Source organism: Sphingomonas sp. So64.6b (assembly GCF_014171475.1).
Taxonomy (GTDB): Bacteria; Pseudomonadota; Alphaproteobacteria; order Sphingomonadales; family Sphingomonadaceae; genus Sphingomonas; species Sphingomonas alpina_A.
This window is the reverse complement of record NZ_CP048817.1, coordinates 1,895,802-1,910,693: the sequence shown is the minus strand read 5'-3', so window position 1 is coordinate 1,910,693 and position 14,892 is coordinate 1,895,802. Positions and strand designations below refer to the sequence as shown.

15 protein-coding genes and 1 tRNA gene are annotated in these 14,892 nt (G+C 62.6%); 12 read left to right on the top strand and 4 right to left on the bottom strand.

What is annotated here, in order from left to right; genetic code table 11:
• Positions 1 to 47 precede the first annotated feature (47 nt).
• The 8 genes from G4G27_RS09170 (at position 48) to G4G27_RS09135 (ending at position 6,492) form a co-directional block, all read left to right on the top strand.
• Positions 48 to 989 carry a glycosyltransferase family 2 protein gene (locus G4G27_RS09170; protein ID WP_183113039.1) on the top strand — a complete coding sequence of 314 codons (942 nt, stop codon included), beginning with the start codon at positions 48 to 50 and terminating at the stop codon, positions 987 to 989.
• A gap of 60 nt (positions 990 to 1,049) precedes the next feature.
• Positions 1,050 to 1,751: an ATP-dependent Clp endopeptidase proteolytic subunit ClpP gene (gene clpP / locus G4G27_RS09165; RefSeq protein ID WP_183113038.1), complete on the top strand. Its 702-nt coding sequence runs from the start codon at positions 1,050 to 1,052 to the stop codon at positions 1,749 to 1,751.
• Positions 1,752 to 1,869: 118 nt separating this feature from the next.
• A complete protein-coding gene (gene clpX / locus G4G27_RS09160; protein WP_034159405.1) occupies positions 1,870 to 3,138 on the top strand; it encodes an ATP-dependent Clp protease ATP-binding subunit ClpX in 1,269 nt (422 codons plus the stop codon).
• Positions 3,139 to 3,198: 60 nt separating this feature from the next.
• Complete coding sequence (locus tag G4G27_RS09155) at positions 3,199 to 4,284, top strand: ionic transporter y4hA (RefSeq protein ID WP_183113037.1); 1,086 nt, start codon at positions 3,199 to 3,201, stop codon at positions 4,282 to 4,284.
• Positions 4,281 to 4,877 (top strand): GNAT family N-acetyltransferase, encoded by a 597-nt coding sequence (locus G4G27_RS09150; protein ID WP_244624616.1) that lies wholly within the window; start codon positions 4,281 to 4,283, stop codon positions 4,875 to 4,877. The genes G4G27_RS09155 and G4G27_RS09150 overlap by 4 nt, the downstream gene beginning before the upstream one ends.
• Before the next feature lie 64 nt (positions 4,878 to 4,941).
• Entirely contained in the window at positions 4,942 to 5,205 is a 264-nt protein-coding gene (locus G4G27_RS09145; RefSeq protein ID WP_183113036.1) for a hypothetical protein, read from the top strand.
• 59 nt (positions 5,206 to 5,264) lie between these two features.
• The gene (locus G4G27_RS09140) at positions 5,265 to 5,843 is read left to right on the top strand and encodes a hypothetical protein (protein WP_183113035.1); all 579 of its coding nucleotides are present in this window, start codon (positions 5,265 to 5,267) and stop codon (positions 5,841 to 5,843) included.
• Positions 5,782 to 6,492 carry a hypothetical protein gene (locus G4G27_RS09135; RefSeq protein WP_210275217.1) on the top strand — a complete coding sequence of 237 codons (711 nt, stop codon included), beginning with the start codon at positions 5,782 to 5,784 and terminating at the stop codon, positions 6,490 to 6,492. Before G4G27_RS09140 ends, G4G27_RS09135 begins: the two co-directional genes overlap by 62 nt.
• Positions 6,493 to 6,496: 4 nt before the next feature.
• Here G4G27_RS09135 and G4G27_RS09130 read toward each other — a convergent pair whose 3' ends face one another.
• The 4 genes from G4G27_RS09130 to G4G27_RS09115 are packed head-to-tail and all read right to left on the bottom strand — an operon-like array spanning position 6,497 to position 9,871.
• Positions 6,497 to 6,841: a hypothetical protein gene (locus G4G27_RS09130; protein ID WP_183113033.1), complete on the bottom strand. Its 345-nt coding sequence runs from the start codon at positions 6,839 to 6,841 to the stop codon at positions 6,497 to 6,499.
• 45 nt (positions 6,842 to 6,886) lie between these two features.
• Positions 6,887 to 7,483 carry an isoprenylcysteine carboxylmethyltransferase family protein gene (locus G4G27_RS09125; RefSeq protein ID WP_183113032.1) on the bottom strand — a complete coding sequence of 199 codons (597 nt, stop codon included), beginning with the start codon at positions 7,481 to 7,483 and terminating at the stop codon, positions 6,887 to 6,889.
• The gene (locus tag G4G27_RS09120; RefSeq protein WP_183113031.1) at positions 7,480 to 9,201 is read right to left on the bottom strand and encodes a M1 family metallopeptidase; all 1,722 of its coding nucleotides are present in this window, start codon (positions 9,199 to 9,201) and stop codon (positions 7,480 to 7,482) included. Before G4G27_RS09120 ends, G4G27_RS09125 begins: the two co-directional genes overlap by 4 nt.
• 19 nt (positions 9,202 to 9,220) lie before the next feature.
• Positions 9,221 to 9,871, bottom strand: coding sequence for a hypothetical protein (locus tag G4G27_RS09115; RefSeq protein WP_183113030.1), 651 nt, complete (start codon positions 9,869 to 9,871; stop codon positions 9,221 to 9,223).
• A 97-nt stretch (positions 9,872 to 9,968) separates the two neighbouring features.
• On the opposite strand from G4G27_RS09115, the gene lon reads away from it, so the two are divergent.
• From lon to G4G27_RS09095, 4 genes are all read left to right on the top strand, one after another.
• Positions 9,969 to 12,365, top strand: coding sequence for an endopeptidase La (lon, locus tag G4G27_RS09110; RefSeq protein ID WP_183113029.1), 2,397 nt, complete (start codon positions 9,969 to 9,971; stop codon positions 12,363 to 12,365).
• Between the two features lie 157 nt (positions 12,366 to 12,522).
• The gene (locus G4G27_RS09105) at positions 12,523 to 12,795 is read left to right on the top strand and encodes an HU family DNA-binding protein (RefSeq protein ID WP_183113028.1); all 273 of its coding nucleotides are present in this window, start codon (positions 12,523 to 12,525) and stop codon (positions 12,793 to 12,795) included.
• A gap of 166 nt (positions 12,796 to 12,961) precedes the next feature.
• Positions 12,962 to 13,036: transfer RNA gene (locus G4G27_RS09100), tRNA-Val, on the top strand.
• A gap of 245 nt (positions 13,037 to 13,281) precedes the next feature.
• Complete coding sequence (locus tag G4G27_RS09095) at positions 13,282 to 14,847, top strand: hypothetical protein (RefSeq protein ID WP_183113027.1); 1,566 nt, start codon at positions 13,282 to 13,284, stop codon at positions 14,845 to 14,847.
• The last annotated feature ends 45 nt before the right edge of the window (positions 14,848 to 14,892 follow it).

Genomic DNA, 14,892 nt, shown 5'->3' with positions numbered 1-14,892 from the left:
AGGCAGCGGGATTCCCGCCTTCGCGGGAGTGACAAAGGGGTGTTGTGATGCAGACAGCTAGCAAGCCCAGCATTGCCGTGCTGCTGCCATGCTACAACGAGGAGGCGGCGATCGCGCAGACGGTCGCCGGCTTTCGCGCGGTGCTCCCCGACGCGGCGATCTACGTCTATGACAATAATAGCCGTGATCGCACGATCGAAGTCGCCAAGGCTGCCGGTGCGATCGTTCGCAGCGAGCGCACCCAGGGTAAGGGCAATGTCGTCCGTCGCATGTTCGCGGACGTGGATGCCGATATCTATGTCATGGCCGATGGCGATGCGACCTATGATGCCGCCTCAGCGCCGGCGCTGATCGCGCGCGTGCTCGACGAGCAGCTCGACATGGTCGTCGGTTCGCGCGTGACGCAGGAGACGGCCGCCTATCGCCGCGGGCATCAGCTCGGCAACCGCGCGATGACCGGCATTCTCGCGCGCCTGTTCGGGCGCAGTTTCACCGACATCTTCTCCGGCTATCGCGTGTTTTCGCGCCGTTTCGTGAAGAGTTTTCCGGTCCTCTCGTCAGGATTCGAGATCGAAACCGAGATCAGCGTCCATGCGCTCGAGCTGAAAATGCCGGTCGGAGAGATCGAGACGCCCTATTATGCGCGGCCCGAGGGGTCGGAATCGAAACTCAACACTTATCGCGACGGGTTCCGCATCGCCCGCACCATTGCGACGCTTTACCGGATCGAGAAGCCGATGCTGTTCTTCGGTATCATCGGCGGACTGCTCGCGCTTGCCGCGGCGATTCTCGCGGTGCCGCTGGTGCTGACCTATATGCAGACGCATCTCGTACCGCGCTTCCCGACCGCGATCCTGCTGACCGGCCTGACGATCCTCGCATCGCTCAACCTGTTCGCGGGATTGATCCTCGATACGGTGGTGCGCGGACGGCGCGAGATGCGGCGGCTGGCCTATCTGGCACATCCCGCGCCGGGCAACGGGGCTTGAACTCGCTTTCGCCAAGGCCGATGTATGAGCCCGCAAGGGCATAAAGGATTCAAGACTTCCATGCATAACCCGTTCGACACCGGCGACTTCATGCGTCCCCTCACTACCGCCGGCTTCGCTGCGCAGGATCCTCAGTCGGGCCTGGTCCCGATCGTGATCGAGCAGTCCAACCGCGGTGAGCGCAGTTTCGATATCTATTCGCGCTTGCTGCGTGAACGCATCATCTTCGTGACCGGTGGTGTCGAGGACCATATGGCCTCGGTCATCAGCGCGCAGTTGCTCTTCCTGGAGTCGGAAAACCCCAAGAAGGATATCTTCATGTACATCAACTCGCCGGGCGGAGTCGTCACGGCGGGCATGGCGATTCATGACACCATGCAGTATATCCGGCCGCGCGTCGGCACGGTGTGCATGGGACAGGCCGCCTCGATGGGCAGCTTCCTGCTCGCCGCCGGCGAACCGGGCATGCGCGTCGCGCTGACCAATTCGCGCATCATGATCCACCAGCCCTCGGGCGGCGCGCAGGGCATGGCATCGGACATCGAGATCCAGGCGCGCGAAATCCTGCGCATCCGGGCCCGGATGAACGAGCTCTATGCGCACTATACGGGCAAGCCGGTCGAGGAGATCGAGCGCGCGATGGATCGCGACAAGTTCATGTCGTCGGATGAGGCCAAGGAATTCGGCCTGATCGATGAGGTGTTCGACAAGCGTCCGGCGGTCACGGACGAATCCGGCACGCCGGTGCTCCCGGCATCGTAAGGCGAATTTTGACACCATTCATCGTAAGATGATTTTGATTATTGTAGGATTGAAGTCGGGCGGTCTACCATGGCCGCCCGCACTAGCACGCCCAAAGGGGCTGCGAAGGATGATTTGAATGACGAAGCTCAGCGGTGGCGATTCGAAGAGCACGCTATATTGCTCGTTCTGCGGCAAGTCGCAGCACGAGGTGCGCAAGCTCATTGCAGGCCCTACCGTGTTCATCTGCGATGAGTGCGTCGAGCTCTGCAACGATATCATTCGCGAGGAGACAAAGTCCGCGCTCGTCTCCAAGAAGGATGGGGGCGTGCCGACGCCGCAGGAGATCTGCGACGTGCTCGACGATTATGTGATCGGTCAGAAGCGCGCCAAGCGCGTGTTGTCGGTCGCGGTGCACAACCATTACAAGCGCCTCAACCACGGCCAGAAGGGCGCGGATGTCGAGCTTGCCAAGTCGAACATCCTGCTCGTCGGCCCGACTGGCTGCGGCAAGACCTTGCTCGCCCAAACGCTGGCGCGAATCCTCGACGTGCCGTTCACCATGGCCGATGCGACGACGCTGACCGAAGCGGGTTATGTCGGCGAGGATGTCGAGAACATCATCCTCAAGCTGCTCCAGGCGTCGGATTATAATGTCGAGCGGGCGCAGCGCGGCATCGTTTACATCGACGAGATCGACAAGATCAGCCGCAAGGCGGAGAATCCCTCGATCACGCGCGACGTGTCGGGCGAAGGCGTGCAGCAGGCGCTGCTCAAGCTGATGGAGGGCACCACCGCGTCGGTGCCGCCACAGGGCGGGCGCAAGCATCCGCAGCAGGAATTCCTTCAAGTCGACACGACCAACATCCTGTTCATTTGCGGCGGCGCGTTCAGCGGCCTCGAAAAGATCATCGGCGACCGCCTGCAGGGCAAGTCGATCGGCTTCGGCGCCTATGTCGCCAGCCCTGAGGAACGCCGCACCGGCGAGACGCTCAAGGCTGTCGAGCCCGAGGATCTGCTGAAATTCGGCCTGATCCCCGAGTTCGTCGGCCGTTTGCCGGTGATCGCGACGCTCGAGGATCTCGACGTGCCGGCGCTGGTGACGATCCTGACCGAGCCGAAGAATGCTCTGGTCAAACAATATCAGAAGCTGTTCGACATGGAGCAGGTCAAGCTCGGCTTCACTGACGATGCGTTGGTCACGGTCGCCAAGAAGGCGATCGACCGCAAGACCGGCGCTCGCGGCTTGCGCTCGATTCTCGAAGGCATCTTGCTCGACACGATGTTCGACCTGCCTGGTATGGACGGTGTCGACGAAGTGATGATCGACGGCGACGTGATCGAGGGCCGCAAGGAGCCGATCCGCGTCTATGCCAAGAAAGACAAGGCGGGCGCCGGCGCCGCGTGATCGCGCGCCGGCCGGCTTCCTTGCTGATCGCGCCGCGGACCATATCGGGGGCGCGGTCTCATGACCCGTAACCCCAGCCTGCCGCTTTGGTCCGCGCTTCTGCCGCCGGTCGGACTGGTTGCTGTACTCGCCTCGGTTGCGAAACTCGGCGGCATCGGCGCGAGTATCGGCGCACTGATCCTGATCGGTTGCGTGCTTGCGGCAGTCCATCATGCCGAGGTCGTCGCCCACCGTATCGGCGAACCGTTCGGCACGCTGGTCCTGGCGATTTCGGTGACGGTGATCGAAGTATCGCTGATCGTTTCGCTGATGCTCGCCGATGGGGGAGGAGATGCAACACTCGCGCGCGACACGGTGTTTGCCGCAGTGATGATCATCCTCAATGGCATTGTCGGACTGTGCCTGCTCGCGGGCGGCGCGCGTCATCACGAGCAACGCTTCGTCCAGCGCGGGGTAAGCGCGACACTTGCCGTGCTCGGTGCGATGGCCGTGCTGACTTTGGTCCTGCCCAATTTTACCTCGACGGTTGCGGGGCCGGTCTATTCGGACAGCCAACTCGCGTTCGTCGCGGTGATGTCGCTGATCCTCTACGCCACCTTCGTGCTGGTACAGACGGTGCGGCACCGTGACTATTTCCTGCCCGCGAACACTGGCGCGCTCCCCGCAGATGCGCATGCGGAGCCGCCTTCGGACCGAACCACTTGGACGGCATTCGGCTTGTTGCTCGTTGCGCTGGTCGCGGTGGTGCTGCTCGCCAAGGGGCTGGCTCCGACGCTCGAGAAGGCGGTTGTCGGCGCTGGCCTGCCTCTGGCGCTGGTCGGGGTCGCGATCGCGGCTTTGGTACTCGCGCCCGAAAGCCTGGCGGCCTATCGCGCGGCAAAGCGCAATCGGCTGCAGACCAGTCTCAACCTCGCGCTCGGCTCCGCACTGGCGACGATCGGTCTGACCATTCCGAGCGTTGCGGTGGTGTCGCTGACGCTCGACCTACCGCTGACCCTGGGCATCGACGCGAAGGGCATCACGCTGCTCGCTTTATCGCTGATGGTCTCGATCCTGTCGCTCGGTACCGGGCGCACCACCGTCCTGCAGGGCGCGGTGCATTTGGTGATTTTCGCCGCCTATCTCTTTACGACGGTCGTGCCGTGACCGACGCGCCGGCGACACTGCTGGCCGCGCAGGCGGATCGGGCAATGGTCGCAGCGATGCTCGCGCGCGCCTTTGCCGAAGATCCGGCAATGTGTTTCATCTTTACCGACCCCGTGGTTCGCGCAAAGCGATCAGCCCGGCTGTTCGGGTTGCTATTCGATCAGGATGCAGCGGCCGGCATGCGCCTGGTCACGGCCGGTGGCGCGGCGGCGACATTCTGGCGAGGGCCGGGACGGTCGCACACCAGCCGCCTGGACATGGTGCGCAGCGCAGGGCCGATGCTCCATGCGCTCGGTGGCGGCCTGATGCGGGCACTGGCCGTGTCCGACGCGATCGACGCGCATTTGCCGAAGGGTGATTATTGGTATCTGCACATCGCCGGCTGCGATCCCGCGATGCAAGGACGCGGGTTGGGGAAAGCGGCGGTTCAGGCAGGGCTCGACCGAATTGCCGGAAGTGGTTTGCCGACTTATCTGGAAACGCCGCTCGAGCATAATATTGGTTTCTATCGCGGCCTTGGGTTTGACTTGACCGCGGAGTGGCAGGTGGCCAAGGGCGGCCCGCGTTTCTGGTCGATGATGCGGCCCGCGTAGTTCAGGCCGGTAATTTCGCGCCAAGCGGCACAAGGTAATTGATATTTCCAGCGATACGGAACCGATGAAACAGTCATCACCATTGGCGGGTGGCATATTCGAAAAGCTGCGCGCGGTATGTACCGCGCCGCCATCCACTCTCTCCGTCGCAGTAGCGGTGCTTCTGGCGTTACTGGTCTTTCTGGCGTCGACCGGCTGGATCGCCTGGCATCGTGGCATCTGGTATGACGAGGTCTGGTCGCTCTATTTCGGTCATCATGATTTGGGCTTTTGGCAGGCGCTGGTTGACCGATGGCTGAAAGATAATCATCCGCCGTCTACGCGCTGACCTGGCTGTCTTCACCTCTTATTGGTGACGATCTGTTCGCCCGGCGTGCGCTCAACGTCGTGCCCATCGTCCTGGCCGGGAGCGCGATGATTGGTCTCGCCCGATCCGATCCCAAGGTGCGCAACTTCACCGCGGTGCTCACATTGCTCGTTCTGGGTACGACTCACGCCTTCGATGCGATGATCGAGCACCGGGCCTATATGACGCAACTAGCGGCAGGGACGGTGCTGGCCACCGCCTTTTTCAAGATTACGACCCGAGCCGAGGACTATTCGGCGCAGGATCGCGGGCTGTTGATCCTTCTCGGCATTACCGTGCTGATCGCCTTCAACCTGCATTATTTCTCGGCGTTTATCACAGGTGCGATCATCGCGTCGTTCATCGTCTCATGGTGGGTGCTAGGCAAGCGCACCTGGGCGACGAGGCTCTTGGTCGTCGCGATCCTTGCCGCGCTGCCGTTGATCGCCTCCTATCTGGTGGAACAGTCGGTCCTAAAAACCACCGCGAGCGCCTTCTGGGCGACTACAGACACGCGAACCGCTATCCGTCACGTCAAGCGGCTGGTCGGTTCGGCCTATGCTCAACCTGATCGTCGTGGCTACCGCCCTTTGGGGCATTGCCGCGCGACTATTCCGTAAGCGCTCGACCGGTCCTGCCGCCGGAGCAATCACTTTTGCGCTAATCGCGGCCGCAGCGATCCTGGCCACCGCGACGATCCTGCTCGTTGCGAATTCGATCAGGCCATTTCTGGTCCCGCGCTATCTTATCGCGATGGCGCCATTCAGTGCCGCGCTGCTGGCGGCTCTGTCGGCCGAGGTGATCATGCGGCATCGCTGGCTCGTGCTCCTGTCGCTCCTGGCGTCGGTCACCGCGATCGGCTTGTCCTTTGCGAGGCAAGCGCGCGTCGGGCAATGGAACGCGACTGCGACACCGATTGGCGAGATCGTGCGGCGTTGCCCCGGCACCGTCGTTCATGTCCGGCCACGCTGGGTCATTCCACAAGACAATCCGCCGCAAATGATCATGGCAAATGAGGCGCGGGTGGTGCGGTTCGGTCATGAATATGTCGCGGCACGGGCCGGGTTCGTGATCGAGCCCGAACGAAGCGCTCAAATCGCCGCCAACTGTCCGACCTTGTTGTGGATCGAACAGCACTTGCCGGAATCGCCCGCAAAGCTGGCGGGCTGGGCCGGTCTGCCGCTGTCCGCCGACCAGATCGCACGATCGCGAATGATCGTAGGCGAGACCGGGTTCGTCGTGATTTATCCGGCGCCCAGGGGGAGTTAATCGGTCAAGGTTGCGACAGCGCCAGTTTCGCCAACCAGGCTTTTGCCTGTTTCGGCTCGCCGACCGCGCTGGGGTCAGCCCGGCCGCGCGATGCCAGGAACTCGGCGTGCAGGTCGAATATCGGCAAACCCAGGCGATCCCGGGCTTCGTCGATCTGATCGGCGAGATCGTTCAATTCCTCGATCGTCGGCGCCCAGAGTGCAATCATCTGGCGATCCTTGCCATGACCGAACAGGCCCCATTTGCCGGCGGCGCAGCGCTCCAGAGCCGCGACCAGCAGCTGACGATACTCGACCTCGATCTCGATCCGGCGCTCGTCGAGCTGGGCCAGCCGTTCAGCGCGCGCCATGGCGCCGCCTGTTCGGCGAATGGTATCGGATGGGTCGCTGCGACATCAAAATACTCCCGGCACGAAACGTCGCACGCGTGCGGCATAGCGATCATAGTCCTGGCCGAACATCTCGCGCAGCAACCGTTCCTCCTCGGCGATGCGCAACCAAGTGCCGAGCGCGTAGAGTGGCACGCCGATCAGCAGATGGAGCGGATGGCCAAAGGCGACCGCCAGCGCGATCATGAGCAGGAACAGGGCGATATAGATCGGGTGGCGGACATGCGCGAAGGGGCCATCGATCACCAGACTGTGGTCCGATCGGGTGCGGGCAACAAGGCTCCAGTTTCGCCCCAGCGCGCGTGCCGAGGTGAGGAACAGGCCTATGACCATCGCCATCAATATCGCGATGAGAATCGCCTGACCCAACGCGAAGGGCGACAGCGGATCGAGCGCGACGTCGATCGGGCCGAATCCGGCATAACCGATCGCGATCCCCTGCACCGCGATGCCGGCAAGCGAGCGCGAGGATTTCTTCTGTTTGCCCGCATCGCTCGCCGACCGGCTACGTGCGACGAGCAGCGACAACAGAAAGAGCGCGAAGCCGGTCGCCATCACGGCCAATCCGGGCAGGCCGACCGGGCTGCTGTTCACCAGGCTCATTTGTTCGTCCCCTTTGGTGGGTTGGCGGTGCGCCATGCCTGGGTTTCCTCGACCGCGATCGAGCGCCTGAGAATGCGGCTGTTCGGGTCGAGCACGACATGCGCGCCGGGCGCTACGGCGATCATAGTGCTGCCGCTGGTCATCGCCAGCTGGACGGTCCGGTCGTCGATCTGCACCTCAACCGGCATAGGGAAGGGCAAATTGTCCGGCACCGTCCAAGTCAGTGTCAGCTTGCCGCCATCGCGCGTCTCGATCAGCTCGGGTAATGCAGCCCGGCGTAGATAGACGTCGAAGAACCAGCGACAATCACTGCCGGTAACCTGTTCGACATAGCGCTGATACTCTTCCGTGCTGCTGTAGCGCGGTTGGAAATTGCCCGGCTTGGGATCCGTGCGGCCATAGACAGCAAGCCGCGTGACATCGCCAAACGCCTGGTCGCCGATCAGATAGCGCAACGTGTGGAGCATCCACGATGCCTTGTAGTAAATGTCGATGCCCGGTCCGCCTTTGTCGAGCTGATAGACATCCTCCTCGCTGCGCGGCTTGCCGGAGACGATTGGTGCGCGATTGACGATGTCCACGCGGTTCGCCAGCATCATCGCGGCATAGCGGCCATCGCCCTCGCGCCAGCGGCCATAGAGCGGCTGCATGTATGTGCCATAACCCTCATGCAGCCACATATCGTCCCAGTCAGCGGCGGTCAGCTGATTGGCGAACCATTCATGCGCGAACTCATGCTGAAACAGCCAGTCGAACCCCTCGGGCGCCTTGGCATAACCATTGCCATATCCGTTGATCGTCTGGTGTTCCATGCCCTTGTGCGGGGTTTCGACCACGCCGACCTTCTCGTCGCCAAACGGATACGGACCGACGGTGCTTTCGAAAAAGTCGATCGTCGGCGCGAATTCGGCGAACAGCGCTTTGGCTTGCTTCTCTTCGCCCGGCAGATACCAATAGCTCATCGGAAATGTATTGCCGAAGCGGCTCTTGTAAATTCCCGAAATCTCCTCGTACGGCGCGACGTTGAGGGCGATCGCATAGGTATTGGGATGCTTGACTCGCCAGTTCCAGGTCGTGCGTCCATCCGCCAGCTTGTCGACGCCCGTTAACACGCCATTCGACGGCGCTTTCAATCCCTTGGGCACGGTGATGTGCAGGTCCATCGATTGCGGCTCGGCGGTCGGGAAATCGAGGCAGGGCCAGAACAGGTCGCATCCCTCACCCTGAACCGCCGTCGCGACCCAGGGCAGACCGGCGGGGGTTTTCGACCAGACGAAACCGCCGTCCCAGGGCGCGTTGACCGCGACATGCGGGGTGCCACCATAGGTGATTCGCGCGCTGACCTTATTCCCCGTCTCCACGCGCGTCGGTAGATCGACGATCAACCTGCCTTCGGGATTGGACCAAGCCGATCGCGGCAGGGCCTTTCCATCGATCGCTATGGCGCTGACCGGCAAGTTGCGGTCGAGATCGAGCAGCAATCGGGCGAGCGGCGCCTTGGCGGTAATGTTGAGCGTCGCAACCCCGGCGATCGTCTGACTGGCCGGCATGACCTCGATCGCGAGATCCACGGTATCAAGCTGCTGCTTTGCCCGCTCGGGATCGATCGCACCGCCAGATCGCTCGGTCTGCGCGGTGAGCGGCGGCAATCCCTTTGGTGGTGGGGCGGCGGCGATCAGCGCGATCAGCGATGCGGCGAACAGCAGGCGAGGAGTCATGCAGTGCTTTCCAGGTTGATCAGTGGAGTTCGACCATGAACCGGTCGATGACGAGGGTGAAGAAAGGGACGCCATTCTGCGCGATACGCAACCGACGCGGCCAGCGTAGTCCTTTGTCGTTAACGGTGCCGTCGAAGGTGAAACGCTCCTGAATCACCTCGCCGCCATCGGGCGCGAAGACGGTGTAAGTCGCTGTGCTGAGCCGTCCGTCGGGGCCTGTTTCGAAGCTGACCGGCGGCAGGCCGGGGTGCGCGGCGAGCAACCGGTCGCCGGCCGCTGCGGTCGGCGCGCGCATCAGCATATAACCGTACAGTCCATATTGTTCGCGCTCGTGGCGGGCCTGGTGCGCAGGCAGGGCGGTGCGCTTGCCGTCGCGCTCCATCCAGCCACCCGTCGGTTCAATGATCAGCGACCGGGCCTTGGCCACGCCTTCAGTCATGACCCAGCTGTTCGACCGTGCCCGGACGAACGGTTCGATTCGCGTCTCGACGCCCAGGCGCAATGTCTTTTCCGGCGTCACCACTTCTGCCGCGCCGAGCCAGCCGATCGCCGCGACCCGGTCGAGCAGATGCTGTCCGCCCATTGCCGCCGCCGTGCGCGCCACGGGATCGACGATTGCGCCGCGTCCGATCGCCGCTGCTGGAAGTAGCGCCAGCGCCCCGCCGAACACGGTTCGGCGCGTCGTGCAAATCGCACGATTGATGGATCGGCAACCATCACCATATAAGGGAAGACCGGCGCCGCGTTCAGGCGCCCCCGGAGTATTCATGACCCAGTCCTACCCCGTCCTGCCGTTGCGCGACATCGTCGTGTTCCCGCACATGATCGTGCCGCTGTTCGTCGGCCGCGACAAGTCCGTTGCTGCGCTGGAAGCGGCGATGAACGCCGACAAGGAAATCTTTCTCGTCGCACAGCTTGATCCGTCGGAAGACGATCCGGAACGCGACGACTTGTATGATCTCGGCGTGACCGCGACCGTGCTGCAATTGCTCAAGCTGCCCGACGGCACAGTGCGCGTGCTGGTCGAGGGCAAGACCCGCGCGTCGCTGGACGTGCTGGGCGAGACGGACGGTTACCTGACAGCGACCGTGCTGCCGGTCGAGGAAGCCGTGGCCGAGGGCAATGAAGTGTCCGCGCTGATGCGCTCGGTGATCGACCAGTTCGAGAATTATGCCAAGCTCAACCGCAAGCTGCCCGCCGAAACCGCGGTGCAACTGAATGAGATCGAGGATGCTTCGCGTCTCGCCGATGCGGTCGCGGCGAACATTTCGGTCAAGGTGTCCGACAAGCAATCACTGCTGGTCGAGATCGATCCGGCCAAGCGGCTGGAAATGGCGTTCGCCTTCATGGAAGGCGAACTCGGCGTCCTGCAGGTCGAGAAGAAGATCAAAAGCCGCGTCAAACGCCAGATGGAGAAAACGCAGCGCGAATATTATCTCAACGAGCAGCTGAAGGCGATCCAGCGCGAACTCGGTAACGAAGGCGAGGAAGGTGAGGGCGACGAGATCGCCGAGCTGACCCAAAAGATCGCGACGCTCAAGCTGTCCAAGGAAGCGCGTAGCAAGGCAACCGGCGAACTGAAGAAGCTGAAGTCGATGGCGCCGATGTCGGCCGAAGCAACCGTCATCCGCAATTATCTCGACGTGCTGCTCGGCTTGCCCTGGGGCAAGAAGTCGAAGATCAAGAAGGATATCGCAGCGGCGCAGGCGGTGCTCGATGAGGATCATTATGCGCTGGAGAAGGTCAAGGACCGGATCGTCGAATATCTCGCGGTCCAGGCGCGCACCAACAAGCTGAAGGGGCCGATCCTGTGCCTCGTCGGCCCTCCTGGGGTGGGCAAGACCAGCCTGGGCAAGTCGATCGCCAAGGCGACCGGGCGCGAGTTCATCCGCCAGTCATTGGGCGGCGTGCGCGACGAGGCCGAAATTCGCGGCCATCGCCGTACCTATATCGGCTCGCTGCCGGGTAAGATCGTCACCAATCTGAAAAAGGCCGGCACGTCGAACCCGTTGTTCCTCCTCGACGAGATCGACAAGCTTGGCCAGGATTTTCGTGGCGATCCGGCATCCGCTTTGCTTGAGGTGCTCGATCCGGAGCAGAATTCGAAGTTCCAGGACCATTATCTGGAGCTCGATATCGATCTGTCCGACGTGATGTTCGTGACCACCGCGAACACGCTCAACCTGCCCCAGCCTTTGCTCGACCGGATGGAGATCATCCGCCTCGAAGGTTATACCGAGGATGAGAAGGTCGAGATCGCGCAGCGCCATCTGATCGAAAAGCAGATCGAGGCCCATGGTCTGAAGGCCGGCGAGTTCACGCTGACCACCGAGGGCCTGCGCGCATTGATCCAATACTATACCCGTGAAGCGGGCGTTCGCACGCTCGAGCGTGAGATCGCGCGGCTGGCGCGTAAGGCACTGCGCCAGATTCTCGAAGGCAAGGTGACGAGCGTGACGGTCACGCCCGACAACCTCGCCGATTTCGCCGGCGTGAAGAAGTATCGCTACGGGCTGAGCGAGGAAGAGAATCAGATCGGCGCCGTCACCGGCCTCGCCTGGACCGAAGTCGGCGGCGAATTGCTGACAATCGAAAGCGTCACCGTGCCGGGCAAGGGCGGCGCCAAGGTTACCGGCAAGCTCGGTGATGTGATGAAGGAATCAATTGAAACCGCGCTGAGCTTCATCAAGGCGCGCGCCCCAAGCTATGGCATCAAGCCGAGCATCTTCGCGCGCAAGGATCTCCATATCCATCTGCCCGAGGGGGCGGTGCCCAAGGACGGCCCGTCGGCGGGTATCGGTATCGTTACCGCGATCGTTTCGACCCTGACCGGCGTGCCGGTGCGGCGCGATATCGCGATGACCGGCGAAGTGACGCTGCGCGGCCGCGTGTTGCCGATCGGCGGGTTGAAGGAAAAGCTGCTCGCGGCGCTGCGCGGCGGTATCAAGACTGTGCTGATCCCGGCCGAGAACGAGAAGGATCTGGTCGAGATCCCGGCCAACATCCGCGAAGGGCTGAAGATTATCCCGGTCGGGCATGTCGATGAAGTTCTGCGCCTCGCGCTGACCGAGCCGCTGGTCGCGATCGACTGGACGGAAGCGGACGAACTCGCAGCGTTGCCGCCTCCCGGCGTCGCGCCGATCGGTGGCGGGGTGCATCACTGAACCCCTGTTACGGCAACGTTACGATAAACTGGCCAAATTCGCGGCAGTTCGATGACGTTTTGTTTTGACAGCCACCGATTGACCAGCCTTATTGCGTCACCGGCTTCGCGCCGCGATTCATTTGATTGATGTAATTCGTAAACGGGGGTTTCTGGGCATGAACAAGCAAGAACTGATCGGCACCGTCGCCGACGCGTCCGGGCTGGGCAAGGGCGATGCCAGCAAGGCGGTTGAGGCGGTTTTCGATGCGATTTCAAACGCGCTGAAAAAGGGTGACGAAGTTCGCCTGGTTGGTTTCGGGACTTTCTCGGTCAGCAAGCGCAAGGCTTCGACGGGGCGCAACCCGCGTACCGGCGAGCCGATGACGATCAAGGCGTCGTCACAGCCGAAGTTCAAGGCCGGTAAGGGCCTGAAGGACGCGGTCAACTGATCGACGGTCGATGACGCTGCCGGGGCTGGACAAGTCCCGGCTGGCTGTCTTAAGGCACAAGTAATGGGGCGGCGGTAAACGTCGCCCCGTTGCGTTGGCGGGTTTTCGACAAAAGAGACGCCGCCACGCATTTTCCGTTGCGCGCCGCCCAAGGCGGTCACGCGATGGGCGCGTAGCTCAGTGGTAGAGCACACCCTTCACACGGGTGGGGTCGCAAGTTCAATCCTTGCCGCGCCCACCATCATCTCGATGCAGACCTTCCGCGAGACGGGGTCGAACCGGGCGTGAGCTCTGTTGATTCAGTGTGCCGTCACATCTCCGCAACAACAGTCATCAATATGAAATGCATGCGTCATCGAAGAGTCTTCGAAAGCGCGCCGAGGAGTCACGCATCATCCCTAGCGACCCTGCAGAGGTCGGCAGGGGGAACACCGAGTCGATCCAAGGGAGCAGTCTGCTCCCGCCCACAGATCGAACGGAGTTTTTATGGCCAGCTTCAAGCGCACTAGCCTCATTTTGTTGACCAGCTGCGCAGCCCTCGCACTCGGCGCGTGCGGCGCGAGCGACATCGCCTCACCGGGCGAAGGCAACTTTCCTCCCACCCCAACGCCAAGCCCAACTTCAACCCCAACTCCCACGCCGACCTCGCCCGTGCTGGTGACGCCGGCGGCTTCGTGCCCGACCCTTCCGGGTACGGATCAGCTGGTCAATGCCGGTACGATCAGTGGCCCGACCGGTGAATATCGCAACTGCGCTTTCCCGGCGCGCTTCACCAGCAATACGCAAATTCCGCGCACGACCGGTGTGATCTATTCTCTGCCCGGTCGCGTCGATGTCGGCACCGATCAGCTTGCGGCGAGCACCGGCAACAACGTCACGCTGACGATCGATCCGGGCGTGGTCGTATTCGGCGCAACCGGCGTTTCGTTCCTTGCGGTCAACCGCGGCAATCGCATCGACGCGGTCGGTACGCCGACCCGTCCGATCATCTTCACTGGCCGTGGAAATGTCACCGGTGCGGCGACCGACGATACGTCGCAGCTTTGGGGCGGCGTCGTCCTGCTCGGCCGCGCGCCGATCACCGACTGCCTCGCACCGCTGGCGACGCCGGGCACGACCGCGTGCGAGCGCGACACCGAAGGCACCAGCAATGCGCTTTATGGTGGCGCGACGCCGGCCGACAATAGCGGCCGCATGCAATATGTGCAGATCCGCTATTCGGGCTTCATCCTGTCGGCGGCATCCGAGCTCCAGGGTCTGACCCCGTCGGGCGTCGGCAGCGACACCGTGATCGACCATATCCAGGTCCATAACAGCTCAGACGACGGCATCGAGGTGTTCGGTGGTCGGGTGAACATGAAGTATCTGGTGCTGACCGGCAACGAGGACGACAATCTCGACACCGACGTCGGCTATAAGGGTTTCATCCAGTACGTCATCGCGGTGCAGCGCGCTGGCGTTGGCGATGCGATGATCGAAGCAGATTCGGACAATACGTTGGAGGAAAATACGCCGCGTCAGAACACGCGCCTGGCAAACTTCACCTTCGTTCAGCGGTCGACCACCGGTGCTGACCTTGCCGCGATCCTGATCCGCGGCAGCGCCGATTACACGCTGGTCAACGGCGTCGTGTCCAGCCCCAACCTGGCTTGCCTGCGCATCAGCCGTGCCAACACGCTTCGTGCCGCGGATCCGGCATTGGATGAAGCCGGCCCACCGCGCTTCGAATCGGTCAGCATGTCCTGCCCGGCCAATCCGTTCCTCGGCAATAGCGGCGTCACCGACGCACAGGTACGCGCCACTTTCGAAGCGGGTACGAACAACATCTCGAACCTGACCTCGACGCTGACCAACGGCTATATCAACGGCGCCAACGAAACCGCGCGCCCGGCCTTTGCCGCCGCGACGCTCGGCAGCTTCTTCGTTTCGCCGGGCTATGTCGGCGCGGTCAAGGACGCGACCGACACCTGGTATGCCGGCTGGACCTGCAACTCGGCGACGGCGAACTTCGGCGCGACGAGCGCTGCCTGCACGACCCTGCCGACCACCTGATCGGCCAAGCGGGGCGGCGCCAGGTGGCGCCGCCCCGTATTTTCA

Coding starts and splice junctions, on each gene's coding strand:
- G4G27_RS09170 (WP_183113039.1), top strand. CDS start 48: ATGCAGACAGCTAGCAAGCCCAGCATTGCCGTGCTGCTGCCATGCTAC.
- clpP (WP_183113038.1), top strand. CDS start 1,050: ATGCATAACCCGTTCGACACCGGCGACTTCATGCGTCCCCTCACTACC.
- clpX (WP_034159405.1), top strand. CDS start 1,870: ATGACGAAGCTCAGCGGTGGCGATTCGAAGAGCACGCTATATTGCTCG.
- G4G27_RS09155 (WP_183113037.1), top strand. CDS start 3,199: ATGACCCGTAACCCCAGCCTGCCGCTTTGGTCCGCGCTTCTGCCGCCG.
- G4G27_RS09145 (WP_183113036.1), top strand. CDS start 4,942: ATGAAACAGTCATCACCATTGGCGGGTGGCATATTCGAAAAGCTGCGC.
- G4G27_RS09135 (WP_210275217.1), top strand. CDS start 5,782: ATGCTCAACCTGATCGTCGTGGCTACCGCCCTTTGGGGCATTGCCGCG.
- G4G27_RS09130 (WP_183113033.1), bottom strand. CDS start 6,841: ATGGCGCGCGCTGAACGGCTGGCCCAGCTCGACGAGCGCCGGATCGAG.
- G4G27_RS09125 (WP_183113032.1), bottom strand. CDS start 7,483: ATGAGCCTGGTGAACAGCAGCCCGGTCGGCCTGCCCGGATTGGCCGTG.
- G4G27_RS09120 (WP_183113031.1), bottom strand. CDS start 9,201: ATGACTCCTCGCCTGCTGTTCGCCGCATCGCTGATCGCGCTGATCGCC.
- lon (WP_183113029.1), top strand. CDS start 9,969: ATGACCCAGTCCTACCCCGTCCTGCCGTTGCGCGACATCGTCGTGTTC.
- G4G27_RS09105 (WP_183113028.1), top strand. CDS start 12,523: ATGAACAAGCAAGAACTGATCGGCACCGTCGCCGACGCGTCCGGGCTG.
- G4G27_RS09095 (WP_183113027.1), top strand. CDS start 13,282: ATGGCCAGCTTCAAGCGCACTAGCCTCATTTTGTTGACCAGCTGCGCA.